Consider the following 23804-nt stretch of genomic DNA (forward strand, 5'->3'; position numbering starts at 1 on the left):
TCAAGGTCATGAGACTTTAAGGATAACAGGATCGTGGCCGGTTGCCTCGACGAATCTGATCAGGTCGGCGGCGGCGATCGAGGTCGTCGCCTCATTGGTCAGCGGGTGGCCGTTGATGACGTCGTGGCTCATCAACGCCTGGTCGAGCACGATCTTGACCTTCCCTTCCGTGTCGTTGATCAGGCCGAAAACGGTGACCGCGCCGGGGCTGACGCCGAGCAGCTCCATCAGCATTTCCGGCCTGCCGAAGGACACCCGGCTCGCGGCGCCGATCAGGTGGTGGATCTGTTTCAGGTCGACCACGGCGTCCTCGCCGACGGTGACGAGGAAATAATTGTCCTTCTTGTCCTTGAGGAACAGGTTCTTGGTGTGGCCACCGGGAATCTCGCCGCGCAGGCCTTGCGAATCGGCGACCGTGAACAGCGGCGGGTGCCGCACCGTCGTGACGGCAATGCCGAGATCGGCAAGAAAGGCGTTGAGCTCGGCTTCGGTCTTCGGCATCGGTCCTCGCGCGGTCGAACAGGGCTCATGCCGTTTACGGCCAACGGTGCCCTCGGGGCAAGGCTGCCGCAGCGATTCCAGGCAAGGCGAACGGCGGTTTTGCCCGGGACTCGCGACCGGCCCGGTTTTGGCCCCGCTTCGATGCTTTCGAAGCAAACTTCGCCGCGGGAGGAATTCGCTCCAAGAAGACCGTCATTTCCCTGTTGCAATCGCCGCGCTCTTCGGCCATATAGGCGCGGCTTGCGGCCCAAGGCCGCGCGAGCGGGTGTAGCTCAGGGGTAGAGCACAACCTTGCCAAGGTTGGGGTCGAGCGTTCGAATCGCTTCACCCGCTCCAGTTTCCTCAAGGAAATTAAGCACTTAGATCAGGGCCACCATAGGGTGGCCCTTTCTTTTTCACGGTTGGTCAACACCTGGTCAACACGCAACGGCTTGAATATTTTTCAGATCGTAGTGCAAGCATGCCCCGCCACCCGCGTGCGGAGAGCGTCTCACCCCTATGATTGGAGAAGTGCACCACCATATTGCGCCCAAAGATGTTCGCAGTCCCATACCGTCAAGCCTGGCGTTCCAGTTCTCCATACAAGACCATCGCGCCACGAACATCATACCCTAGCACCGAAGCATTGGCGACAAACTGGATCGCGCGTCCCAAGCTGATGGCGCCGATTCGGGTTCCAATCTTGCTGGGAGCATCGAGCAGCAGAAGCTTCAAGGCTTACGCTTCGGCGCCGCCTTCCTGGCTGGTTTTGCCGCTGGCTTTCGGCCGAGCCCGCTCGACTTCGCCAGCGCCGACCTCTGAGCGGCATAGTTTGGTGCCACCATAGGATAGTCCGACTTCAGATCCCATTTCGCCCGATACTCGTCGGGCGTCATACCGTAGTGCACACCCAGATGGCGCTTCAGCGACTTGAACCTTTTTCCGTCCTCAAGGCAGATGATGTAGTCCGGAAACACCGATCGCTTGGGATTAACAGCAGGCTCTTGCTTTGGCTGCTCAACAGCAGCAGGTTGGCGGATACCGGACAGCGACAAATGAATCGAGGCGATCAGTTCCGGCAGGCCAGCGACTGGGACGGCATTCTTGCTGACGTATGCTGAGACGATATCCGCCGTCAGCCCAACGAGATCAGCGGTTATGGCTTCGTTTTCCTCGTTCAAGTATTCACTCCTGTATGGATCTAGTCTCGCCTGGCGCAGGTCCTATTGGCCATTAATAATTAATGCCGGGATAAATCCCCCAAAGACAGGTTTGGCTTTGCTACGCTGTTAGCGCCGAAGATGCCAGAGTTGATTTGGTGAAGCGATGTTGTGCGGTATGCTCGGCGCTTAGCGCGGAGATCTGGATTGGGTCGCCGGCTTTGGGCAGCAGGTTTTGATGTTGCCCGTCTTCCTGATGCAAAATCTGGGGAATGACAAACCGAAAAAAGTCCAATCGTCTTCAGCTGCCGCCCATCGTCGCGGGCGAATGGCGCGGTGAGATCGTTGGCTCAGCCAACATCAATTTCGGCCAAGTCGTGCAACCCGGCCCGCCGCGCCAACCTGTCGAATTCACTTATGTCATACTGTCCGCTTCGCTCATCATGCCGGATGGAGCATTCAGATGGCCTGGCGTCGCCATGATCATGGCTCCCACACCTATGAAGACCGAGCATCCCGACGCAGGCGTTCTTTTTCAAACCAATGAGTTGCCGTCGCTGAGCCTGTCCCTTCACGTCACCAGGGAGCAATTTTCGGACATGCTGCCGCGATTTGAGGCGCATCGATTCAAGGATTTTTACTTCACAATAGAGGAAAAGGACGCAGAGCGCAGATGGCCAGTGCGAAGCTGGGGCATGGGAACCGCTTTGACCACCTATTGACCACACCCGCGATTGCTACGCGACATAAGATGCCTCGCTGTCGATCCTCGTCAGGCCAATCTCGACCCCCTTCCGGAGAGATCGAGAAATCCTCGAGGGTTCTCAATCGTCCGACACCTCCGGTTTTTTAATACCGCGCCTTTCGGCGTACTCGATCAATGCAATCTCAATCACCGCGGTTACGGATCGGCGTTCGGTATCGGCAATTCTCTCGGCCAACGCCAGCACTGATGGATCCAAACGTGTCGTAAATGGCTTCTTCATTAGCTGCGCGGCTTGAACTTGGCATTGAAAGGGTTCATATAAGGCTGCACGTGCATTGCACTTGCAAAATATGTGCAGCGGCTGACCGAAGCGCGGGAACGCTTCAGCCAGCCTGACCACACCAAGCTGTTAGGAGCTCGGATCATGGCTGATTCCGACAATATCATGCCTTTGTCTTTCGTCACCCGCAGGAAGGTACTTGGCGCAACGGCGATTGCAATCGTCGGGTGGGAGAGGAATGTACTTGTCGGTCAGGCGCCGGCAGCGGCCATACCCTTCGATCCCGCGCTGGCGGTTTGGCGAGAATGGCGCAAAGCTCGCGACGTCAGCCAGCGCCTCTGTGATCAGAGTGCGCAGCTAGAGCGCACGCTCGTCGAGACCGTCGGCTTCCCTTGTGCGACCGTCCGTTTGCCCAGCGGCAAGGACATGACACTTCATTCCATCAGAGCACTTCACGAGGCGCTTGGTGCTGGTGCTGACACCACCGAAAAGCGCGCAACGGCAGAGGCAGATTTTGCAGCCCATCAAGCACGCTGGGATGCCGCCGATAGGCGAATTGGCTATTCGCTCGTTGCAGACGCGGAAATGAAGGCAGGCGACCGAGCCGAAGGTCTGCTCGAGGCCTTGGCTGCGACACCTGCCACCTCCCTTGCCGGCGTGGCGGCTAAGCTGAATGCGGTGCTTCTCGAAAGTGAGGTACGGGAAGGTGGCGCCGAGTTTCCCTGGCCGCAGATCCGCTCGGCTTTCGACGACATTGATCGGATCAGACGGCAGGCGAATGCTGATGTGGTGCAACGTTCTGGCCAAATGTGAGACTTGCGCTTATCGGGCGGCGCTCGATTCCACACATTGCAAAAAGGTGTGTAGATCCAATGTTTTGATGCTTTGACACACATTGCACCAAACGGCAGCAATGTGCGAGGCTTTCCGAAAAACACAAGAGAAACAACCGTCGCAGTGGGCCGCAATGTGCGGCCTTTTATCCTGCCGTCTTAATCGGTTGTGCTTTGCGAGACTTCTGCAACATCGTCGTTTCTCTTCCAGATTGCGATAATACACGAACCTATTCTCTACGTCACGATCCAGCGTTCTGGCGTCGAGTTTCGATGCGCCGTGCAGTCTTCCGCGCTCTGCGACGGGTGTTTGGGCTGCACGAAAGCAGCGCTCGAGCTGTCGTGGCGCAATTTGCCATCGGTCTGACGGAGCAGCCTCACAGGCAATCGAGCGCGGTCCGGCTGTCTTGCGATCGGCGCGGCCGCAGGCGTTCCGTCGTTCCTGATCTGCATCGGTCCTCATCCGCCGGAGCGGATCTCCTATGTTCAACTCACGTCCATAATCGTGCAGACGTCATGCGCTTCGGCTGTCACGGTTCCGCTCACCGACGCGCTCCGAGCAGCTTGCGGTCCTTCACGTGGGTGCGTTCGGCGGCGCTGGCCGGGCTCGCGACGGTATCGCCGACACGCTGTCAAGCAACGCGAAGATTTCCGCATTTGGGTAACCGGAAGTTTTCCGCACGTTGGGACTGGCGTTGATGGCCGCGCAGACGAGCAGCTCGCCGGAGCGACCCATATGAGTCTGGCGTAGGCGGGCTGCTCGCGCACCGCGGTGGAGGGTAAAGGTGTTAGGCACGGGCCGTGTCCACGTAGATCTTGCCATAAGCCGCTGCTCGATATGGCGAAGCCGATAGCTGGGGCCGTCGGTCTGACACGCCAAGTCTGACCTTTGGCAGGTTGACCTGCCCGTCATATCGACACTGCGATGACGTGTCAGAAGCAGATCAACTGAGTAAATGGAGGAAGCCAAACATGTGGCAGAACGACATCCTAGTGTTGCCCGACGATCTGATCGCCTTCGCCTGGTCGGCACCAATGCGGGAGTTGGCAACGAAGCTCGATCTGTCGGACGTCGGGCTAAAGAAGCTTCTGACGAGATGCGGGGTTGTGTCACCGCCGCAAGGGTATTGGAACAAGGTTCGTGCCGGAAAGAGGGTGCCAGCATTGCCCAAAGCGCCACCGCGGCGCGCCGGTGAATTGGGCCGTGTGAGTGTCGATGCTCGCTTTGCAAGAGTGCTGCCGGTTGCGGCCCCTCTTCCATCCACCGGGCCATTCGCGTCGACGGCTGTTCCAGAGGACCTCGACAAACTCCATGCACAGGAGTTGCAGGCGATCGGCAAAGTGTCCGTGCCGCAGACGTTAGACAGGCCGCACAAAGGGCTTGTCCAAATGCTCAAGCGCGAGCAGCGTCGGCGCGACAAAAATGCAGAGCGCGAGTGGACTTGGGACGAACCCAAATTCGACACACCGCTCGGCAAGCGGCGTCTGAGAATCCTCAACGCGTTGTTTCTTGCGCTAAGCAAGCGCGGCCATGACGGAGATGCCTACGACCACGACGGCGAGATCCATGCGCGAGCAATCATCGGCGATACGCTTCTGGGCCTGGATCTACAGATAATCGGCAGCCACCGGACGGTGCGCCAACAGGGCTACCTGCGGCCGGCGCCCGACCTGCCTGCTTCGACGCTGCTCACTCTGCGCGTCAACTCGGGGTTTGACCGCAAGGACACCGTGTCTTGGGAGGATGATGGTGAAACCAGGCTGGAATCGAAGATCGCCGAGATTGCGGCCGCGATCATTGTGGTTGGAGAGAAAAAATTTCGGCTTAGCCTGCGTGAAGCCGAGGAGCGTGCAGAGCGAGAGCTAGTTGAAAAGGAAAAAAAGCGCCAAGAACGGCTGGCACAACTCAATCAGCAGCGCCTGCAAAACCTGCGGACCAGCGGAGAGCTGCTACGCCAGGCTCATGATATCCGTGCACTTGTCGAGAACGTGCGGCGCGCGATCGATGAGGGTTCTGTTGATATAGATGCTTCGTCGGTGGAAGCTTGGCAGCAATGGGCACTCGCAGAAGCAGACAGGATTGATCCGGTACGGTCCGGTCAAATTTTGACGCACCTCAATGAGCCGTCGCTATGAGCACCAAGCGGCTTCTGGCAGACAGTCTGGCGGCAGCCAAACGTCGCCGAAAGCGCCACCGTGACACCGACGTCAAGAAGCGCAAGAGTGCCAGCGAACACTATGGTCTCTCCTCTAGGGAACGTCCCCGTAGCATATTGCGTGGCGCAAATGATGATCGAAGAACTCAAATATCCCGGTGAGCTTGCTTCGTCGCAGCAGGTTCACGAACTGGCGGAAGAATACCGCAAAGCGGCAAACCTGCTCCTTCAACTCGGCCGACCCGGCAAACCGCTCACCCGGCGCGCCATTCAGATTGTCGGCAATACACTCGATCGAACTCTATCTGACCGCACTTTTGCCTCACCGTGGGCACAATCCGAATCAGATCCGCAAAATGCAGCACGACCTACCTCGTCACGTGGTATCGGCAACGTGTGAGCGTCGCGTCGCCGGCCCGAACTCCAGCGGAGCACGGCCTCGCTGGGGCATCACCCAGCCACTTCTGTCCCAGACGCGCGTCTTCAAAGTCGGTCCGAAGGGGGTCAAATCGCTATCGATCCAAGTATCTGACTTTGATGCCTGCTTCTGTCAGCATCTCGATTGATACAGCAAACCCTTCGCCCCACTGGGGGTCGTCCATATCCGGTTCCATAGCAATCAATTCCACGATACCCGCTTGTACGATCGCTCGTGCGCAATCCACGCAAGGAAACCACGGAACGTACATCCTTGTGCCGCTTAGTGAGACGCCTGCTCTGGCAGCGGCATATATTGCGTTTCTCTCGGCATGCTCCGTCCACAAATACTTCGCAGGCCGTTGATGGCGGGCGGCCACCTCGTCGTCAAGGCCACGGGGAAAGCCGTTAAATCCAATTGCACGAACGATATTGTCTTCGCCAACGACAACACAACCGACTTGACGGCTCCTGTCCTTGCTCCATCCGCCAACATGCCTGGCCAAGGTCATGAAGCGCAAATCCCAGTCAGCCACGAGCCGCCTCTTGCGCGCTTGGTTTTTCCCCAGAGTCATAGAGTCGTTCGGCCTCCGCCAAACATCGACGCCAAACATCCCGATCGGCGGTACTTTCGACACTGAGGAACAATGCCCTGACAACCTTCGCAACGAAAGGGAGCCAATCAACACTGGTGACTTCAGGATCTAGAAGGAGCGAACTCCTGAGTTCTGCCGCTATCTTGTGCTGATTGCTTATGGCCGAAGCCCGGCCGCCTATTCCATCACCGACCGCTTTTCTAAGCTCGCCCTCCGCTCGTGATGCCAGTTCGACAATCGAGCGTATTGCTCCGTATCTCACTGAGCCGTCCGGGTCACTATCAAGCAACTCAAACAGCTTCTCTGCCGCCACTGCATCAGGCACCGCGCCCAAAACATGAGCGATACGCCAACGCACCGTGCTGTTCTGTTCGTCCGCTAGCCAGCTCGCAAGGATGCCAGAAGTGCCAACTTCAAGGATTGTTCGTCTGGCGACGTTGGCTACCGTCCACCCCACAATGGAGTCAGCCGCTCTGATTGCCGAGAGAGTCTCATTTCCGAGAGCAGACTGGGCAGTGAGACAGAAGATCCCCCTCCACGTGTTGAACCAGGTTTCTGCTGATTCAATTGCCGTCAACGCCTCGAACAGGCCGTCGATCGACCTAGCCTCTCGAAATTGCCTGGCATCAGACAACTGCATGAGTGAGAGTGCGTCGTTAGCTTTTTGGCGTGTCGCGAGAACCCTGTCGAACCGCTTTTCAGCCAGCATAGCGAAGATCATCGTCCGCATCTCAGTGCCAACGATCGCATCTGCTTCGCGAGCTTGGGCCAAGGCATATCCGGCTGCGTATAGATTCCAGTCGTAAAGCTGCCTCAGGAACGGATCTGCGCGTTCGGCTGGCAGTTGTTCAAAAACCATCTCCACCGCATCGAACGAGCTGGCCTCAAACGTGAGCTCTGAGAGGCATTGGGGAGTCCAGTTTTCAGTTGGCCATTGCGCGAAATGCCTTGCCGCCAAAAAATCATGTATGAGATGGTGTCGAAAGTAGCATTTGCCATCGCCCGTCGACACAAGCGTTTGGGAACGCTCCATCGCAGCGACGGGCTCGACGCCGGCTATCTGGAGAAATTGAGAGCGATCAAAGACCCGGGAGCGCGAACTTCGATACGCATCGTATGCTGCGGCAGCAACCGGATCCAGATCGTTCGGCTTCAGGCCGCCATGCACCAGCAGAAATTCTTCGCTGGCCTCCGCTCGTCTGGTAGCACCCAAACCGTAGCGCATCGCCGCATCGAGAAAGAACGGCGAAGAGAGAATATCGCCAAACCCTGGATCGGCAGCCCTGCCAAGGTGCTGCCTAACTTGGGCGTCTGTGAGAGGAAGAACCATGCCTAAAGACCATCGCGGTGCGTTCGGTAGATCTCTTCTGATGAGCCGGTCGACAACAAGCACAGAAAGATTGATCTGCTCACGGACCATTTCATCAAGAAGCTGCAGGATCTGCGACCCGACCGTCGAAGTGATCTCGTTCAGGCCGTCAACGAAGAGGATTTTGCGCACGCCGGGAGGAAGGCGATCAATCTCGGCGGCACCCACTCGGAGCTGGCCGAAGCTCCTCACGAGAAAATCAGCGGCATCGCCGATCTCCTTGGACGTCCATTCTTTCCATTTGTCGTAGTCAGCACCTGTCCATTGTCTGAGATCAATCAAGACAGGAAGAATGCCTTGCTTGTGGGCCTTCCGGTATAACCTCCGGAGTAACCAGGTTTTTCCGTCACCGCCTCGACCGCACAGCAGCGCACGACCCTTGGCCAATACGGAATCAAGGATCCGATTTTCATCTATGGTTTCAGAATAGGTCCCCGCAAACAGATCGGAATAATCTCTCGCCCAGCCAGTCCGCAAGCTGAACTGTACCTCGGTGAGAGGCCAATCTTGACTGAGGTCGCCGGCACGCGTCATCAGTTCCCTGACGTTGTCCGAGGGGGCCATTTCAGTGGGTTCCCCTGTCTACCGGTAGACGCCGGACAAATTCGCACGCAACAAGGGCTGCCGTGTAGGCGGCAAAGGGTTTCCAGCCAGCCCGCATTGTATCGTTGTCAGCTGCGCTGACGAGGTCAGATATCCCGCGGATAACGACATATCTCGGATGGTACCAGAAAGAGCTGCGGCCGTCGCACACCGCACGTGCAATGCCGATCGATTCCATATCGACGGCAAGAGCCTTGTCGAATGGTTTGAGAAGCTCTTGCTGAACCTGGCTTTTCACGTCACCGAGCACTTTCTCACCGGATACGATGCTTCCGATATGTATCTTAAATTCACCATCCTCCGGTGGGGATGTTCCGCCAAGATTGTCGTTGATCCGGAAGGTCTTCTGAATGGGGGTGCCAATCGATTTCCTGAGGGCGACGGAGGGATGATCAATGGCAAAGCTCCTCATAAGAGCGCCCTTGTTCGGCTCCAACTTGAGGAACTCGACGTAGGTAACCTGATCCGCGATCAACACATCGCCTGGCTTGATGCCATCACGTCCTTTGTCCTCGTGGTTGCAAAGGCCACCGGCGACACCAAGAAGAATTATGACCTGCGGTCGAAGCTCCTCCATGAGAACCGAAATGTCCCCCATGACGGGCACATTCGAGCGATCCGTCGCCTGCATCAGGACGATGTCCCAGGTGTCCCGGCCACTGGCATCAGTTGTGAAGTACGGCGTCCCGGAAATGTTGTCGGTTAGTCCGAACACATCTCGCGCCGCCCCGAATTCTTCATCGATGATCGTGACCAAGGCAATCCGCGCTCGTCCTACCCTTCCGAAGGGCGGAGAATTGGCCCCTTGTCCCGTTTGCGATATGCCAGCGGTGTTACGCAATTGTGACAAGGTAGAGCCCAAACGGCTGGCCAGCCGCTGCGTTGCGGTCCTGAAATCTTCGATATTCACGTATAAAGCCCCTCGCCCAACAGAAGGTCGTTGCCTGCTTGCCCAATTCATCAAGTTACATGGAAGGGAAGGCTTTGCAACCAAAATTCACGATTTGTTCTTTAGCTGTAGCGGCGATTGTATATTTGACAGATCCATCTCGCAGGCATTAAAATTTTTGGATTCGTTGGCTCTAGGACCAATGGGCAACCTATCAACCTAAACCGACCCACGTTTCTATCGCTAAACCAACCGACATCCGCGCGCGAAAGCTGACGACGCGCTATCCATAGGTCCGCATTCATGGGAGGTATTCCATGTCTGTGGTAGATGTCGCTGCCGTGCTGAGCATAACAGCGAGTGTTGTCGGGATCATCGCGTCTCTTCTCGCAATTCATCAACGGCGAAAATGACAGACGCGGCCCGCTCGTCCAGAGGCGGGCCGTTCGCTATTTGGGGCGTAACCCTTTCCGCGGCTGGTCGCGCCTATCTGAATACGGCATATTCTGAATAGCACGATTCGGATCCGAATCGCGGTCGTCACCTTCCAGCGACGTTGCCCTACGAGCCCGGGGCAACGGCCCCGGGAAGGAGGTGATTGCGATGCAGATGCGTTTCGTGTGGGACGAGGTAAAAACCGTCTTCGTGCGGGAATACCTTCGCTTCCGGTGCGGCAAGTGGGAGACCGTCGTCTCCCACTTTAGGAGGCCGCCACGGGCCAACGTGGCGAGCCTCCAGTAAAGCGTAAAATCGAGTCCTAGAGTATGGGTCTGGCCGCTTCTGATCATCGGGGCGGCCAGATCATCCTGTCGTTTTATCCTGCACTCCGACCCATTGAGAGTCACGTGTCGAATCGCAGTTACTCATTTTCTACTCAGTTTTGAGTAATTTTCAACTCAGATTTGCACATATCTGCCGAACCCACTAGTCTCGCCGTGTGGCAGACGACAAGGCATCATCAGAGCGTTTTCAGGCGATGCTGTCCGCCAGGACGGTCGCCTACCTGAAGGCGCTTGCCAGAAAGGGAACGCATGGTTCCAGCGTCCCTGCGGTCGGCCGATCCCTTATCGAGCAAGGCATTCGTCAGGCAATAGTCGAGAAGTTTATTGCCGCGGAGGATGGCGACGTCTCCGATTAGATCCGTGGCTCGCCAGCCGACAGGGCGGCTTGTTCTTAGCTCCAGAACCAGCACTCGCTCCGCCCGGAACACAGTTTCAAGTTTGGGTACGCACGGCTTTTGCGCCGTGATTGCAGTCACTATATTCGATCGAAAATAGCATGCGCTTCGGGGGGCTATGACAAAGGCGGGATGGGAAATTCGCGGGGGATCACTTTACCTCATCGACGAGGCAGCGAACGCGCGCCTTCTGTCTGCAAACGAGATTTACAGTGCTCTCGTCGAAAAACAGCCTTTTGCCGACTGGATACCGACGAGCGTCGATGGCCTTCGTGCCTCCCGTTACCCTCTTGTGCCGACCCTGACTATTTGGGAAGGCAGCGATATCCAAGCGCCGTCTTACAGCATCGTATCCACTAGCCGGGGGGTCGAGGTCCCTCTCGATCTGGCGGACATGGAACGCGGTCACAAGGTGGCTGAAGGTATTTGGTATCCAATCGAGCCGGCTGCGAGCGCAGAAATCCTAGAGCTGATGCGAGGCACGGGGGTGACGCTCGGTGCTGCAGGGTCCCTCAGGGCCTTTCTGGCAATCCGCAAGGCTGCGGGCGCAGGAGCGTCAATCGAGGACCGGACATCTGGCCGGGCGATTTCGCCGCTCGCCTTCGCGCCATCAGGCGACGATGTTCCGGCCGGCATTCAGGCAACTCTTTATCCATACCAGATTTCCGGCTGGCGCTGGTTGAAGTTCCTCCTTGCAGAGGGAGTTGGCGGACTTCTCGCCGACGAAATGGGCTTGGGCAAGACCCTGCAAATCATCAGCGCCCTCAGCGACTCTGGTAGCTCGCCTCTGAAACCTGCGCTGATTATCGCTCCAGGGTCGTTGTTGGAGAACTGGCGCCGCGAAATCTCCAAATTTGCCCCGCACCTCACGGTGCTCAAGCATCACGGAGCGCTTCGCACTGGTCGGCCTTCAGAACTGAAGGATTACGATGTTGTCGTTACCTCGTACGACAATGCGGTCCGCGACAACAGTCTGCTAAACATGATTGTCTGGAAGGTGATCGTTCTGGACGAAGCGCAGTTTATACGGAATCCCGATGCCCAGCGAACCCGCGCCGTAAAACGGCTCCAGCGCGAAGCTGGCCTTGCTGTGACCGGTACCCCCGTTGAAAACCGTCTGCTCGATCTGTGGTCGATCGTGGATTTCGTTCTGCCTGGCTATCTGGGCGATGCAAAAGCCTTCGAGACAGGGTTTTCAGATGACGTTGATGGCGCCGCACGACTAGAACCACTGGTGTCGCCTCTCATATTGCGTCGCCGCATTTCCGAGGTAGCGCAGGATCTGCCGGGCCGCATCGACATTCCGCAGGTTGTCGAACTGGATGAAGGTGAGGCGGCTGCCTACGAAGCCGAACGAGGGCGCATTTATACGGAGTACGGCGCAGCTGCCACGCTCGTTGCACTGACATCCTTGCGCCGCTTCTGCGCTCATCCTGGCCTTATGAGTGGTAGCGCGGGCAAGGTCGATCCGATGTCCTTCTCGAAGTTCAGGCGCATGGAAGAGATCGTGGAGGAGATTTTCGCACGGGGTGAGAAGGTGATCATCTTTACGTCGTTCACCGCAATGGCCGATATGATCGCCAGCCACATCATGAGCCGTTTCGGGGCCTTTAGCGGGGTCATCGACGGCCGCCTGCCCATTGACGATCGTCAGCCTATGATTGATCGCTTCAGCGCGGTTCGCGGCGGCGCTGCGCTCGTGCTGAATCCCAAAGCTGGGGGAGCAGGCCTCAACATCACAGCGGCCAATCACGTTATACACTACAACCCGGAATGGAATCCGGCGCTTGAAGACCAGGCGTCTGCAAGAGCTCACCGGCGTGGCCAGCAATTGCCAGTGACAGTTCACAGGCTCCTGGTCGCCGATACGGTCGAGGACGTGGTAGATGAGCGTCTCACCCGGAAGAGAGCAATTTCCGGTACTGCAGTGATCGGCCTCGAAGGCAAGGACGATGACTACGGCGACATCGTCGCAGCGTTGATGCGATCACCATCAAGAGGGGCGAACCGGTAGGAAATGGCAGAGCGTACGATTGCAAAGGTTCTGAGCGCCAACGATACGGGGGAGACAGGAGGCCATCAAGCCGGGATTCTGGTTCCAAAGGAGGAGAGGTTGCTTTCATTCTTCCCTCGCCTCGACCCAACTCTGTACAACCCGAGATGCCATCTGATGTTCCTCGATGACGGCGGAACTTTCTGGGAATTTGCCTATATATACTACAACAACGCTCTTTTTGATGGTACGCGCAATGAGTACAGATTGACCAGGATGACCAAATACATCCGTCAGGCAAATCTGGTGGTCGGTGATGAAATAATTCTGACGAGGGACGATGACAATCGCTATCGCGTCACCCATCAGCGGAAGAAGCAGACGAAGCAGACCAAAGGCGTCCTTAAGCTCGGTACGGGCTGGCGCGTAGTCGAAATCTAGGGGGGAATGATGAGCAGTATTGAGGAAATCGAGTTACCACCGGACCCGGAGCGAGTCATCGTCGGCCTGCGCGACACGGGCTATGAGTTCGACACCGCCGTGGCAGATATCGTCGATAACTCGATTGCCGCGAATGCGACTCACGTTCAGCTTTGGCTCGCTGCCGATCTGCGCGGTAATATCCGCCTGATGATTGCCGACAACGGCGACGGAATGAACCGGGACGGCCTGATCAATGCCATGCAATATGGCTCGAAAGCTCGTCCCAGTGCCGCAAGCCTCGGAAAATACGGCCTTGGCCTGAAGACTGCCTCGACGGCATTCTGCAAGAAGCTCTCTGTTATTTCCCGGCCGGACGGCAATACGCCGGCGCTCATGGCAACTTGGGACCTCTACCATGTCGCCAAGGTCAACAAGTGGGCGCTTCTCCTCAACGAGGAGTGCGATTCGGAAGCGCTCGAAAACCTTGATGCTGTGGCTCCCGGACACGCGGGCACCGTGGTGCTTTGGGAACATGTTGATCGGCTGCTCAAGGAGTATCAGGACCCTGCCGGCGCGCCTGCCCGCAAGGCGCTGAAAGCTAGGGAAGACTATCTTCGTGAGCATCTCTCGATGGTCTACCAGCGCTTTCTCGATCCAGAAGACTCCCGGGCGAAAAACGTCGTCATGGAGCTGAACGGTAAGCCTGTCGTGGCATGGGACCCGTTCCAGTCGAAGGTGTCCGAGCTGGTTGCCAATGAAACCATCGAGCCTGAGCTGTCAGATGGACGGACTGCCTCGTTCACAGCGCGGGCCTACATCCTGCCCCGGCGGGAGGAGTTTCCGAATGACAACGCGGCTACTGCTGCGAAGCTTTCGAATGACCGACAGGGTATATACATCTACCGCGAGAACCGGCTGATCCATGATGCCGACTGGCTGGGTCTCTACCAGAAAGAGCCACATCTTACGGGCTTGCGTGTCGAATTCTCGTTTGATCATCGGCTCGACGATGCCTTTCATCTCGATATCAAGAAGTCCCAGATCATCCTGAACGACGATCTGGCGGCATGGTTACAAAATGAATTCCTCACCGCACCGCGTCGCGAGGCAAATCGCCGGTCGCGCGACGGGCAGCAGAAGTTGCTGTCCAAAAAAGGAGAGGGCGCGCACGACACCTCCAACAACAATATCCGCAACCGCGAGGCAGCTGCTGGTGGCCCGAAGGTCAATATTGCCGACCCGAACACCGGCGAAGCCATCGTTGAAAACAGACATGGCACAACCCGGCTGAAGCTCACGATAACCTCTGCGAAAAGACCGGGCGAAGTGTTCGTGCAACCTGTCGAAGGGATCAACAACGGATTGCTGTTCCAGCCGGCGCTGATCGAGGGGCACAAGGGCGTCCAGGTCAACACCAGTCACCCCTATTACCAGAAGGTCTACATTCCGAATTTCAACCGAAGCGTGACAATGCAAGGGCTTGACTCCCTGATGTGGGCGCTGGCCGTCGCTGAACTGTCGACAGTACAGGACCATACGGCGTCAATGTTCCGGGACATGCGCTTTGAGGTGTCGCGCATTCTCGAAAAGCTTGTAGAAACGCTTCCTGAGCCTGAAGTGGAAAAGGATGTCGCCTGATCCAAGGTCGCTTGCGGAGCGGATTTCCGTTGAAACAGGCCTAGAGTTTTCCGGCAGGGAAGGCCGGGACGGCGACGGCATGCGCTGGCTTGAACTTCAACCGGCCGGTTATCCTCCGGGCCAAACCTTTACGCTGCGCACTCGTATTGGATGGCGGCGACTGGATGTGGATTTCCGGCCAGGAAATTTTGCTGGAGATCTCATGCGTGCGATGGGCTCGGCTGACGAAACCGGCCGACGGACTTTCCGCGCGGTCTTAGACGTTTGCCGGGATGCGGACGCCGAAATCGTCCTTACTATCAATGGCGCAACGTACCTGCCGGATGATGCGGCTATCTGGGAAACGGAGTGGCGCAGCTTCGGCCTAGGTGTGGGCAAAGGAATGCTCGCTATCAACGACGGCAATCTCGAGGAAGACATGCGCCAGATCGAACTCTGGACTTCTAGGGTAGCCGCTGCGGTTTTGGCGTTATTACCACTGGAGGTGGAGGACGAGGGTCTGGAAGCGTCTCCAGAGATTATCGGGCTTCCGGAAGGCGCAAAGGTACGCGTAGAGACCAATCGCTATGAACGCGACCGGCGCAATCGTGCCGCCGCTCTCGCGATTCATGGGTATTCCTGCAAGGCGTGCAAACTAGATATGAGCGAGCGTTACGGCGCGCCCGCTGCCGGGCTGATAGAGGTTCATCATGTGACGCCGGTTTCCCAGCTTGGAGAAGGCTACATAATCGACCCAAGGGCTGACCTAGTTCCCCTTTGTCCGAACTGCCATTCGGTTGCCCATCGTCAGACTCCGCCGTATTCCGTCGACGACCTGCGTGAAATGCTCGCCTCGGTGCATGATAGCGTCTGACCGATTATCCTGACCGCTGGCGCTCCTTCACCAGTTCGACAAAGTTGCCAAGGGTCATAAGCCATCCTCGCTGGATTTCGCGATATGTCGAGTGAAGGGATTGCGGAAGAACCAGTTGAAGTTGCTTCGCCCGCATTTCATCGGTCTGGTTTTCTGAAATCCCAGGCTCCAATGTCAGCAAGTGCTTTTCCGTTATCCTCTCGGCCTCCGACAGAACCTGGTGCCAGCGGTCCTTGAGCGTGGATTTGGCTCCCAGCATCGTGAGTCGCGCTGCCGGAAATGACGGATCCCGGTACTCCTCTTGGCTTGGAAAAAGAAAGTCGGGCTTGTTGCGGTTCTCTGTCTCGCCGTCGCGATCAAAATGAACCCGGTGGGCAGAAAAGACTGCTTCTAGATGATGTTCGAGCGCGAGCCCAGCGTGTTTCATGCGGCGGTTCTGGACACTCTTGGAAAATCCCATAAACCCATCGACGTCGGTCCCTTCATCCGAATGAAAACCATTCTTGATGCGGTCCGCCACCACATGCCTCTCCAGCCGTCGAAATAGCTGCTCCTCCCTATCGATCCAAGCCATCAGGACCCGATCCGGATCGTCTGCAGCCGAAACTTGAGGAAGCGAGGCCCGGGCGAGCTCGGAAAGAACGCGGCTCGGTGGAAATACCAGACCGAATTTTGCGATCAGCGCGTCAAGTCGATCGACCTCCGGCTCCTCGACCTCGATTCCCAGTTCGTCAAGAATGTAGCGGGCGGTGAAATCAAGCTCGGCCGCGTTATCCTTGCTTATCTCAAGCGATTCAAACTCCAAAGCCGGTTGCTCCTCAAGCCCGAACAACCAGACCAACTGATTGTGGATAGTACTACCTCCAGGAACGATGATCGCCATGAGAGTGTTGTCGGTGCGTCTGGCGATGAATAGTACATCACCTGCCGCTGCAGTCTCGCACACCGCATTGTTCGGGAAATAAAGCCTGTGCTCCCTTCTTGGCGGCTTGCGGGACTGATACCAGGTGAGAAAACCTTCTTCAGACAAGGCTTCCTGCTCGCCCCCGATCCAGATAAAAATCGTTCGGTACTGCGCCCGGTCCGGACTACCCAATAGGCTCGTGAGCTGTTTCGAACTATTGAACTCGTGCTGGTTTGAGCAGAGGATGTCAGCCTCCACTGCGCTCAGCCGCTTGACAGCTACTCCGTCGAAATAATCTGAAAGCAGCCCTCGTCGCATGAACTATGCGCTTCCCATGATCTCGAAAAGCGGAACATCCGACTGAAGCCAAGACACGCACTCGGCAAGCACGGCTTCGATTGGCAACCTGGTCCTACCCTTTAATGCACACTCCCAGACAATACCCTGCCGCCACCCCGCCTGTTGCAGGGAGGCAGTCACACGAGCATCGACTTCGCGGTTTCTATGGATTTTCGTTCGCCAGAAGTCCGGCCTGCTGGATGGCCATTTAAAAAGATGGCAATCATGTCCATGCCAAAAGCAGCCATGGGCAAACAGAACGGCCCTGTATCTAGGAAATACGATATCTGGGTTTCCAGGCAGGGAGCGATCATGTAGCCGGAACCTGAACCCAGCTGCGTGCAAGCCGCGTCTTAGCACCAGTTCCGGTTTAGTATTCTTTCCCCGGATGCCGGCCATCATCTGGCTGCGAATTTCCGGGGTAACGATGTCAGCCATGAACAGGTGCCTGCGAGAGCGCAGAATTTGACCGGTATTTTCGGCCTCCGGCCCGCGCGATTTCGATGTGGCCCCGCATCGCCTCCGCAACGAACTCCACTACCGGAACGACAACGGCATTGCCGAACTGACGATATGCCTGTGTATCGGACACCTCGATCCTGAAGCGCCTGTCACCCCGGTCAAAGCCCATGAGCCGGGAGCACTCGAGCGGCGTCAGCCGGCGGGGACGCTTGCCCGGTTGGTCGATCAAAACCTCGGAACCATCCTTGTAATAGCGAGCAGACAATGTGCGAGCGACATCGTCAGGCCCGAAAAGGCTGTATCCGAAACCATTACCCTTGGCTTGATGCTTTTCCTTATAAGCTTGCAGATACTCCCACAGGCGCGGTGTAAGCGTGTATTTCGGATCAACCTCGTCATGCGGCTGGAGAATGGTCCCGAGCTTCGGGCCATTCTTCGCATGGGGCACTTTCAGACTACTGAAATCGAACTGTGTCCGCTCTCGGAAGCCCACAATAAATACCCTTTCGCGCCTCTGGGGCACCCACGGTTCCGAGCTGATAACGCGGTGCTGGACATGGTAGCCCAGCTCATTCTGCAGAACGTTCATAATGGTCGCAAAAGTCCGACCCTGATCATGGCTTTCCAGGTTCTTGACGTTCTCCAGAACAAACGCAGCCGGTCGGTGGTGGGCTATAATCTGGGCCGTATCGAAAAAGAGCGTCCCCTGCGTGTCGCAGAGGAATCCATGGGGTCGCCCAAGCGAATTTTTCTTGGAAACCCCTGCCAGCGAAAACGGCTGGCACGGAAATCCAGCGAGCAACACATCATGCGACGGAATCAGATCAGGGTGCTTCGAAAACTCGCGCACATCTCCGTTGATCCGGTGATTGTCAGGGAAATTTAGCGAATAGGTCTGCTGGCTATGAGGGTCCCACTCAGCGGTGAATACGCACCGGCCTCCAATACTTTCGAAGCCCAATCGTAGCCCGCCTATCCCGGCAAAGAGATCGATGAAACGGAAATCCGCTTTGCCTGCGTCACATGCTTTCAGACGACGATCGGCGACATCCTTTAGCGTTTTCAAGGCCAGACGGGGGACCCGGGATGAACCGTCTTCGTATCGGTAGGCGGTTCGAGGAGAGACCTCCAGCAATGCTGCAGCCCCTTCGAGTGTCAGACCAGCCTGCTCCCTGAGCCGGGTGAAGTCGGTGCGTTTTCTGCTTCGCATCATAGGGCTCGAATCACTTTCTGGGTCAATTTTTGTCAGCTTGACATTTTTTCTCCTTACAAACAATAAATGTTCCCTGTATGTTCCGCTTTTATCGCCCCATTGCGCGGGCTTTCCCGATGTCCCCCGGCAGTCTCAGAGAAGTCCTCGCCTCATTCAGAATTCGTAGGTGCCTGGACAACCTTGTGGCCGGCCTCGCGCGCGGCGATCATGTCTGTCACGATATTCTTGACTCGTGCCGCATCGAGCCCCTCTCGCAATAGGCGGACGAACAATGATTGGACCAACCCATCGAGATCGGCCAAACCCTCCGGCACCGCAGGTTTCCTTGGTGGCTTGCGCAATGTCTGGTTGTTTCCGGCCAGCGCAGCAGCAATTTTCTTGACAACGCGATTAGCCGCGCGCCGAGACGGATCGTTTTGCACGTGCGCATAGATGGCTGTCGAACGTGGACTTGAATGCCCTAAGATTGCGCCTGTCAGCGCCAAGGCTTCACCCGTTGAGACAGCGGTCGAGCCGATGGTATGCCGAAGCGTGTGAGGTGTTACACCGGGAAGCTTGGCCTTCTTGATCGCCTTCGCCCAGATGCGCTTGGTGCCTTGGAAATAGCTGTCGCCACGTTCACCCGGGAATACGAAATCGTTACCTGCCTCACGCGGCAGGCTCTCTAGCAGAGCAACCGCGGCAGCTCCTAGGGGTCGGATCGACTTTCCGGTCTTGCTATCGTCGAGCTCCAAAAGTCCCTCACTGAGATTTACCTCAGCCCATTTGAGGGACGCGATCTCCTCTCGTCGGCAGCCAGTCAGCGCCCAGAGCCGTGCAATACTGATCGCCTTTGAGTTGACCCCTTCGGCCTCCAGTTCATCCAGCGCCGACCCGAGACGGGTCACTTCATCGAGCAAGAGGAAGCGTTTTCGCTGGTTGTCCGTCTTGCGAACGGCCGCCGTCTCGCAAGGGTTCCTCGGGACAATCTCGCTTCGGATCGCGAAGCTGAAAACAGCAGACAAGTCCCGCACGACCTTGCGAGCCGCGCCATCACCCCCGCGTACAATGATGCGTCTGCGGGGACCGATCTTCTCGTCTCGATTCGTCTTCCCAGCGGTGACGTCACGGGCGAAACGTTCGATGTCGCCTGCATTCACTTCACTGACGCGCTTGTGCCCGAGCAGTGGAACGACATGGTTACGAAGGCGCGCGAGCGTCAACTGCTTGGTCAACGGTTTCATCGGCTGACCCTGCCGTTTCCCGCGCTGAACGACGCAGCCCTCTTCTTCATAGAGATTGATCAGGCCAGCTATCTTCATCTCGCGTCGCTTTGCGCGGCGTTCGTCCGCTGGATCTTCGCCCTTGGCGACGCCTCCGAGAATAGTCTTTGCCTGCTTTCGCGCCTGTTCGGGGGTAAGCGTACCTAACCTGCCAATGGTCACGAACCGCTGCGCAGCCGATCGACCACCGCCTTCGGCACGATACCGGACGACAAAGGTTTTAGCGCCGCTGGTTTCGACGCGCAGGCCAAAGCCGGACAACTCGCTGTCCCAAACGAAGTATCGCTGGTCCCTTTTATCAGCGGATTCAACCACCCGTTTTGTAAGAGCTACGCCGACGCGTTTTGCCACGGAGCACCTTCCTCAATCTTCGTTTTGGTCAACACGTGGTCAACACCGTGAGGGAAAAGCTTGGGTCACCATAGCGAGCCGCCGAAAATATTGTCAAGTTTTATCAAGGTGTTATCCAGCTTCTGGATATTAGCGGATAGCGTAGGGTAGCCCATCTCTAACCTTGCCAAGGTTGGGGTCGAGCGTTCGAATCGCTTCACCCGCTCCAATTTCCTCAAGGAAGTTAAGCGCTATGAAAAAGGGCCGGATCGATCCGGCCCTTTTCATTTTTGCCGCTGACATACGCTGTTTTTCACTCATGCCTGCCGCTTGGCGGAGCCTTTCGCGGATCATTTCGCGATTGCCCCTCGCACCGGAGGTAGGTTAACAACGGCAAGGCAGGCCTCGGCGGGGCGCTTGTCGCGTAACGCAGGCACGCTTGCCGAAGTATCTGGCCTGAACAGGCTCCATACCCATGACCTTCCCTCTCTCATCAACGGTTGCTCGGTGCGCCGCGATTGTCGATCCGGTCACCACGTGGGCGTGCGCTGAGCAGGTGCCGCGTGTACCAGCCTGATTGCTCACAGGCCGATTTGGAGGCCCGCAACGGGCTGGCGGAGGCGCTCTCGCCTCTATTGCAGGGTTTTGTTCGGGCTCCCTCCGGATCCGGGCCTGCCGAAGCGATTCATGGCTTGTTCGCATGTTTCAAGCGCCGTTTCGCCGAGCCAGCGGCGCACTGGGCGCAGAACAACCTTGCGGCGCACCGGACCACGGTCGAGACCATTTTCTATCCTTTCGGCGGCCCGGACCTGCTGTTCCCCCTTCACCTTTTCCCGCACGCTCGAGAATATATACTGGTTGGCGCCGAACCATGCGGCCCCTGGCCGCTCGCGGAAAGACCGGACGACTTCGCGTTGGCCGGCGTTGCGGACATCTTGCGGCACTATCTCGACTGCTCCTATTTCGTCACCAAGGACCTGCGATCACAGCTGACGAGCGGCAGCATAGGGGGCGTCCTGCCGCTCCTGATCGCGCAGATCGCCCATGCCGGGCTGCCGCTGCACCGGATCGATCCCGTCGACGGCACGGGGATCCATATCCTGTTCGGTGACCGGGCGGCGCCAACCCGCCTCACCTATTTCCAGCAGGACCTTCGCGACGAACACTGGCGGCGGGAGAGTCCGCTCAGCCGTCACCTCGGGGCCACCCGCCGCCTGGCGACCTTTGTGAAGAGCGCGAGCTATCTCCTGCACGAACCGCCCTTCGAGCGGCTTCGCCGTCTTCTGCGGGAGCGGACCGATGTTCTGGTGCAGGATCCAAGCGGCATCCCCTACCGCCTGTTGCGCGACTGGGGTTGGCATATCGAGCTGCATGGACGCTTTGTCGCCGATATTCCGGTGTTCGCGAAGTATGATCAGTCGGAGCTGGCCGCGGCCTATGGCGACAGGGGCGACGGTCCGGTCCTGCCCTTCGGGATCGGCTATCTCAACGACGCCGCAAGGGCCGGCCTTATCGTTGCCGTGCCCCCGTGCCGCTTATAGGAGCCGGCATGCGGCTCCTGATGACCCAACGCGAGCTTGTCGACTTCCACGGGTCGGAGATGGTCACCGTCGAGGTCGCCCGCGAAATGGCCGAGCGCGGCCACGAAATCACGGTTTTCAGTCCTCGTCTCGGCGGTGTCGCCAAACTGCTCTGGCCAAGCGGCGTGCGTGTGGTATCCCGCCTGGACGACGTGCCGTGGACCCCGGACCTGATCCACGCCCACCATCATCTGCCGGCCATGGCGGCCATGGCGCGCTTCGAATCAACGCCTGCCGTCTACTATTGTCACGGCGCCATACCATGGGTGGAACAGCCGCCCATGCACCATCGCATCCACTGCTACGTGATGATGTGCGAATGGATGGTGCGACGCGCCGTCGCCGAGTTCGATCTCGATCCCGGGCGTGTTTCCTGCGTGCCGAACTTTGTCAACACGACGCGCTTCTCCGAGGTGCGCGCGCCGCCTCGGGAGATGCGCCGGGCGCTGCTCTTCCAGAGCAGTGGCCTGCCCGCGATCGAGCTTTCGCAACTGGAATCCGGTTGTGCCGCGCTCGGTCTCCAACTCGACAAGATCGGCGCGGCCTATGGCAATAGCCAACCCCGGCCGGAGATGCTGCTGCAGCAATATGATCTCGTCTTCGCAAGCGGCAAATCCGCGCTGGAAGCAATGGCGACCGGTTGCGCGGTGATGACGCTGGCGCCGACCCAGGCCGGTGGACTGGTGACCGTGGAGAATTTCGACCGCGGCTCCTTCTTGAATTTCGGACCCCGCTACTTCAGCGGCGCGACGCCGATCAACGAGGCATGGCTGCGCCGGGAGCTTGCTCTCTATTCGCCGGAGGACGCGGCCCAGGTAACGGCAAAGGTGCGGCGCGAACGAACCCTCCAGATTGCGGTCGACGGACTGGAAGGCCTTTATCGAAAAGCGCTGGAATCCGGTGTGCCGGAGCCGGCGGCGGGCCCGTTCGCGGCCTATCTCGAACGCCTGGCGAGCGAGGTTGACGCGATGTGGCTGGAGCGGGAAAGCTTGCCGGCGCTGCGCGGGCGCATCGCCTATCTGGAAAGCAAGCTCGCGCGGAGATGGCCGTCTCGTCTCAAGAAAATCATCAAATCCATCTCGCGCAGACGTGGGCATGAATAGGGCAGCGCGTCTTGGCGCCGCGCATGGCCCGAAAAACGTCCCCGCCTGAACCGAGCGCCTGTGCGCCTTCCGTCACGGACTTCCCGCAAAAGGGATCAAGCAGATGGATCACGCGATATTTCTCCCGGGCAGGTAGCGTTCGCCATCCTGAAAATATTAGCGACCCATCAGACTTGGGTCGCATGCCGAAGGGACTGTAGAGCCTCTTTTGCCGGGCGCCCGACAACTATATGTTGAGCGAAAGTGCCGGAATTAATCCGGCCGGGCAGTTTCGCGGGGACCATCCCGCAAGTCGTAACGTTGGGGCATAGCTAAACAAAACGGCCATGAGGTTCACAGCCTTACAGGATCCGTGCGGCCAATGGATGGTGTACGATCTGCGGTCCGGTTGCCCGGCGCAGATACCGGACAGGGTGCTGCTCGGTCTCACGCGCGAGCAAGCGGAGGAATTCGCCAGCCGGGCGAATGAACTCCACTCGACGCTGCGGCCGGGGGAGCTTTCTCGATGTTTCAGCCTTTTACCGATATTTCATTGGCCTGCGCCGGAACAATCGGACTCTGATTCAATTTCTATGCGTGTCGTGGGAGCGCGCTGCGGTTCCGGGGCAACACATGGGCCAAAACAAAGGGCGGTCAGCGATTCTGTGGACACCGAGCCCGCTCCTGCTGCGCCAAAACAAGGAGCGCCAATGAGGTTCGCAGCGATGCAGGATCCGTGCGACGACTGGCTCGTGTGTGATCTGGCTTTCGACGTCCCGGCGGAGATGGACGGCCGACCGCTGATCGGGCTGACGCGCGGCCAAGCCGAGCAGCTTGCCGACCTGGCCAATGCCGGGCTTGGCGGACAGACTGCCAGTTCGCCGGTCCCGTTCGCCAGTGTCGCCTGAAGACCCCGGCCCGCGCATTGGCGATTCAACGCCCGTTCACATCGGATAACGTTTACGTTCCACTCTCGTTTCAACGCCGGAGTGGCTTCTATATGTCTGTCTTGGGCCGAGAAACGCCGGCGGTGAACGGCCTGCACCGCGACACGACGCG

General features: G+C 57.9%; 23 protein-coding genes and 2 tRNA genes. 14 read left to right on the forward strand and 11 right to left on the reverse strand.

The annotated features are described in order from the left end of the window. Nucleotides 1–6 precede the first annotated feature (6 nt). Nucleotides 7–501, reverse strand: coding sequence for a prolyl-tRNA synthetase associated domain-containing protein (locus tag FJ957_RS27980; RefSeq protein ID WP_140836054.1), 495 nt, complete (start codon nucleotides 499–501; stop codon nucleotides 7–9). A gap of 261 nt (nucleotides 502–762) precedes the next feature. Between FJ957_RS27980 and FJ957_RS27985 the strand changes: the two genes are divergently transcribed. After that, a tRNA-Gly gene (locus FJ957_RS27985) sits at nucleotides 763–837 on the forward strand. A gap of 219 nt (nucleotides 838–1056) precedes the next feature. Here FJ957_RS27985 and FJ957_RS27990 read toward each other — a convergent pair. Both FJ957_RS27990 and FJ957_RS27995 read right to left on the reverse strand, forming a co-directional pair. After that, nucleotides 1057–1215 carry a hypothetical protein gene (locus FJ957_RS27990; RefSeq protein ID WP_181180742.1) on the reverse strand — a complete coding sequence of 53 codons (159 nt, stop codon included), beginning with the start codon at nucleotides 1213–1215 and terminating at the stop codon, nucleotides 1057–1059. After that, nucleotides 1212–1661: a MucR family transcriptional regulator gene (locus FJ957_RS27995; RefSeq protein ID WP_140836055.1), complete on the reverse strand. Its 450-nt coding sequence runs from the start codon at nucleotides 1659–1661 to the stop codon at nucleotides 1212–1214. The genes FJ957_RS27990 and FJ957_RS27995 overlap by 4 nt, the downstream gene beginning before the upstream one ends. Before the next feature lie 251 nt (nucleotides 1662–1912). Here FJ957_RS27995 and FJ957_RS28000 point away from each other — a divergent pair, with 251 nt between their 5' ends. Beyond that, nucleotides 1913–2362: a hypothetical protein gene (locus tag FJ957_RS28000; RefSeq protein WP_246685985.1), complete on the forward strand. Its 450-nt coding sequence runs from the start codon at nucleotides 1913–1915 to the stop codon at nucleotides 2360–2362. 102 nt (nucleotides 2363–2464) lie between these two features. Here the strand turns inward: FJ957_RS28000 and FJ957_RS28005 are convergent, their stop codons facing one another. After that, nucleotides 2465–2626: a toxin-antitoxin system HicB family antitoxin gene (locus FJ957_RS28005; RefSeq protein WP_140836056.1), complete on the reverse strand. Its 162-nt coding sequence runs from the start codon at nucleotides 2624–2626 to the stop codon at nucleotides 2465–2467. A gap of 144 nt (nucleotides 2627–2770) precedes the next feature. Between FJ957_RS28005 and FJ957_RS28010 the strand changes: the two genes are divergently transcribed. From FJ957_RS28010 to FJ957_RS28020, 3 genes are all read left to right on the forward strand, one after another. After that, nucleotides 2771–3439, forward strand: a complete 669-nt coding sequence (locus FJ957_RS28010) for a hypothetical protein (RefSeq protein ID WP_140836057.1) — start codon at nucleotides 2771–2773, stop codon at nucleotides 3437–3439. A 992-nt stretch (nucleotides 3440–4431) separates the two neighbouring features. Next, nucleotides 4432–5595, forward strand: a complete 1164-nt coding sequence (locus FJ957_RS28015) for a hypothetical protein (RefSeq protein WP_140836058.1) — start codon at nucleotides 4432–4434, stop codon at nucleotides 5593–5595. A gap of 153 nt (nucleotides 5596–5748) precedes the next feature. Then, the gene (locus FJ957_RS28020; RefSeq protein WP_181180743.1) at nucleotides 5749–6015 is read left to right on the forward strand and encodes a hypothetical protein; all 267 of its coding nucleotides are present in this window, start codon (nucleotides 5749–5751) and stop codon (nucleotides 6013–6015) included. Nucleotides 6016–6127: 112 nt separating this feature from the next. On the opposite strand, the gene FJ957_RS28025 is transcribed toward FJ957_RS28020, so the two are convergent. The 3 genes from FJ957_RS28025 to FJ957_RS28035 are packed head-to-tail and all read right to left on the reverse strand — an operon-like array spanning nucleotide 6128 to nucleotide 9510. Then, nucleotides 6128–6568 (reverse strand): dCMP deaminase family protein, encoded by a 441-nt coding sequence (locus tag FJ957_RS28025; RefSeq protein ID WP_140836059.1) that lies wholly within the window; start codon nucleotides 6566–6568, stop codon nucleotides 6128–6130. After that, nucleotides 6561–8561 (reverse strand): HEAT repeat domain-containing protein, encoded by a 2001-nt coding sequence (locus FJ957_RS28030; protein ID WP_140836060.1) that lies wholly within the window; start codon nucleotides 8559–8561, stop codon nucleotides 6561–6563. Before FJ957_RS28030 ends, FJ957_RS28025 begins: the two co-directional genes overlap by 8 nt. A 1-nt stretch (nucleotide 8562) precedes the next feature. Further along, nucleotides 8563–9510 carry a hypothetical protein gene (locus FJ957_RS28035; protein WP_181180744.1) on the reverse strand — a complete coding sequence of 316 codons (948 nt, stop codon included), beginning with the start codon at nucleotides 9508–9510 and terminating at the stop codon, nucleotides 8563–8565. 916 nt (nucleotides 9511–10426) lie between these two features. Between FJ957_RS28035 and FJ957_RS28040 the strand changes: the two genes are divergently transcribed. From FJ957_RS28040 to FJ957_RS28060, 5 genes are all read left to right on the forward strand, one after another. After that, nucleotides 10427–10627, forward strand: a complete 201-nt coding sequence (locus FJ957_RS28040; protein ID WP_140836062.1) for a hypothetical protein — start codon at nucleotides 10427–10429, stop codon at nucleotides 10625–10627. A gap of 157 nt (nucleotides 10628–10784) precedes the next feature. Continuing rightward, nucleotides 10785–12680 carry a DEAD/DEAH box helicase gene (locus FJ957_RS28045; protein ID WP_140836063.1) on the forward strand — a complete coding sequence of 632 codons (1896 nt, stop codon included), beginning with the start codon at nucleotides 10785–10787 and terminating at the stop codon, nucleotides 12678–12680. Nucleotides 12681–12683: 3 nt separating this feature from the next. Beyond that, entirely contained in the window at nucleotides 12684–13100 is a 417-nt protein-coding gene (locus FJ957_RS28050) for an EcoRII N-terminal effector-binding domain-containing protein (RefSeq protein ID WP_140836064.1), read from the forward strand. A gap of 9 nt (nucleotides 13101–13109) precedes the next feature. Continuing rightward, a complete protein-coding gene (locus tag FJ957_RS28055) occupies nucleotides 13110–14720 on the forward strand; it encodes an ATP-binding protein (protein ID WP_140836065.1) in 1611 nt (536 codons plus the stop codon). Between the two features lie 79 nt (nucleotides 14721–14799). After that, a complete protein-coding gene (locus FJ957_RS28060; RefSeq protein ID WP_246685986.1) occupies nucleotides 14800–15573 on the forward strand; it encodes an HNH endonuclease in 774 nt (257 codons plus the stop codon). 4 nt (nucleotides 15574–15577) lie between these two features. Here FJ957_RS28060 and FJ957_RS28065 read toward each other — a convergent pair whose 3' ends face one another. The 4 genes from FJ957_RS28065 to FJ957_RS28080 all read right to left on the reverse strand — a co-directional run bounded on the left by FJ957_RS28065 (nucleotide 15578) and on the right by FJ957_RS28080 (nucleotide 20104). After that, the gene (locus FJ957_RS28065; RefSeq protein ID WP_140836067.1) at nucleotides 15578–16795 is read right to left on the reverse strand and encodes a type II restriction endonuclease; all 1218 of its coding nucleotides are present in this window, start codon (nucleotides 16793–16795) and stop codon (nucleotides 15578–15580) included. Between the two features lie 3 nt (nucleotides 16796–16798). Beyond that, on the reverse strand, nucleotides 16799–17254 hold the full coding sequence (locus FJ957_RS28070) for a very short patch repair endonuclease (protein ID WP_140836068.1): 456 nt from the start codon (nucleotides 17252–17254) through the stop codon (nucleotides 16799–16801). Further along, complete coding sequence (dcm, locus tag FJ957_RS28075; RefSeq protein ID WP_281407699.1) at nucleotides 17247–18554, reverse strand: DNA (cytosine-5-)-methyltransferase; 1308 nt, start codon at nucleotides 18552–18554, stop codon at nucleotides 17247–17249. Before dcm ends, FJ957_RS28070 begins: the two co-directional genes overlap by 8 nt. 86 nt (nucleotides 18555–18640) lie before the next feature. Next, nucleotides 18641–20104 carry a site-specific integrase gene (locus FJ957_RS28080; RefSeq protein WP_140836069.1) on the reverse strand — a complete coding sequence of 488 codons (1464 nt, stop codon included), beginning with the start codon at nucleotides 20102–20104 and terminating at the stop codon, nucleotides 18641–18643. Nucleotides 20105–20236: 132 nt separating this feature from the next. Between FJ957_RS28080 and FJ957_RS28085 the strand changes: the two genes are divergently transcribed. The 4 genes from FJ957_RS28085 to FJ957_RS28100 all read left to right on the forward strand — a co-directional run bounded on the left by FJ957_RS28085 (nucleotide 20237) and on the right by FJ957_RS28100 (nucleotide 23653). Beyond that, nucleotides 20237–20312, forward strand: a tRNA-Gly gene (locus FJ957_RS28085). 334 nt (nucleotides 20313–20646) lie between these two features. Next, a complete protein-coding gene (locus FJ957_RS28090) occupies nucleotides 20647–21624 on the forward strand; it encodes a hypothetical protein (RefSeq protein WP_140836070.1) in 978 nt (325 codons plus the stop codon). Between the two features lie 59 nt (nucleotides 21625–21683). Next, nucleotides 21684–22766, forward strand: coding sequence for a glycosyltransferase family 4 protein (locus tag FJ957_RS28095; RefSeq protein WP_181180745.1), 1083 nt, complete (start codon nucleotides 21684–21686; stop codon nucleotides 22764–22766). Nucleotides 22767–23455: 689 nt separating this feature from the next. Continuing rightward, the gene (locus tag FJ957_RS28100; RefSeq protein ID WP_140836072.1) at nucleotides 23456–23653 is read left to right on the forward strand and encodes a hypothetical protein; all 198 of its coding nucleotides are present in this window, start codon (nucleotides 23456–23458) and stop codon (nucleotides 23651–23653) included. The last annotated feature ends 151 nt before the right edge of the window (nucleotides 23654–23804 follow it).

The sequence above is a fragment of the Mesorhizobium sp. B2-4-6 genome (assembly GCF_006442775.1).
GTDB lineage: Bacteria > Pseudomonadota > Alphaproteobacteria > Rhizobiales > Rhizobiaceae > Mesorhizobium.

Excerpts from the sequence above, each read along its gene's own strand:
- FJ957_RS27980 (WP_140836054.1), bottom strand. The coding sequence starts at position 501 with ATGCCGAAGACCGAAGCCGAGCTCAACGCCTTTCTTGCCGATCTCGGC.
- FJ957_RS28000 (WP_246685985.1), top strand. The coding sequence starts at position 1,913 with ATGACAAACCGAAAAAAGTCCAATCGTCTTCAGCTGCCGCCCATCGTC.
- FJ957_RS28005 (WP_140836056.1), bottom strand. The coding sequence starts at position 2,626 with ATGAAGAAGCCATTTACGACACGTTTGGATCCATCAGTGCTGGCGTTG.
- FJ957_RS28010 (WP_140836057.1), top strand. The coding sequence starts at position 2,771 with ATGGCTGATTCCGACAATATCATGCCTTTGTCTTTCGTCACCCGCAGG.
- FJ957_RS28015 (WP_140836058.1), top strand. The coding sequence starts at position 4,432 with ATGTGGCAGAACGACATCCTAGTGTTGCCCGACGATCTGATCGCCTTC.
- FJ957_RS28020 (WP_181180743.1), top strand. The coding sequence starts at position 5,749 with ATGATCGAAGAACTCAAATATCCCGGTGAGCTTGCTTCGTCGCAGCAG.
- FJ957_RS28030 (WP_140836060.1), bottom strand. The coding sequence starts at position 8,561 with ATGGCCCCCTCGGACAACGTCAGGGAACTGATGACGCGTGCCGGCGAC.
- FJ957_RS28045 (WP_140836063.1), top strand. The coding sequence starts at position 10,785 with ATGACAAAGGCGGGATGGGAAATTCGCGGGGGATCACTTTACCTCATC.
- FJ957_RS28050 (WP_140836064.1), top strand. The coding sequence starts at position 12,684 with ATGGCAGAGCGTACGATTGCAAAGGTTCTGAGCGCCAACGATACGGGG.
- FJ957_RS28055 (WP_140836065.1), top strand. The coding sequence starts at position 13,110 with ATGAGCAGTATTGAGGAAATCGAGTTACCACCGGACCCGGAGCGAGTC.
- FJ957_RS28060 (WP_246685986.1), top strand. The coding sequence starts at position 14,800 with ATGCGCTGGCTTGAACTTCAACCGGCCGGTTATCCTCCGGGCCAAACC.
- FJ957_RS28065 (WP_140836067.1), bottom strand. The coding sequence starts at position 16,795 with ATGCGACGAGGGCTGCTTTCAGATTATTTCGACGGAGTAGCTGTCAAG.
- FJ957_RS28070 (WP_140836068.1), bottom strand. The coding sequence starts at position 17,254 with ATGGCTGACATCGTTACCCCGGAAATTCGCAGCCAGATGATGGCCGGC.
- FJ957_RS28095 (WP_181180745.1), top strand. The coding sequence starts at position 21,684 with ATGGTCACCGTCGAGGTCGCCCGCGAAATGGCCGAGCGCGGCCACGAA.
- FJ957_RS28100 (WP_140836072.1), top strand. The coding sequence starts at position 23,456 with ATGAGGTTCGCAGCGATGCAGGATCCGTGCGACGACTGGCTCGTGTGT.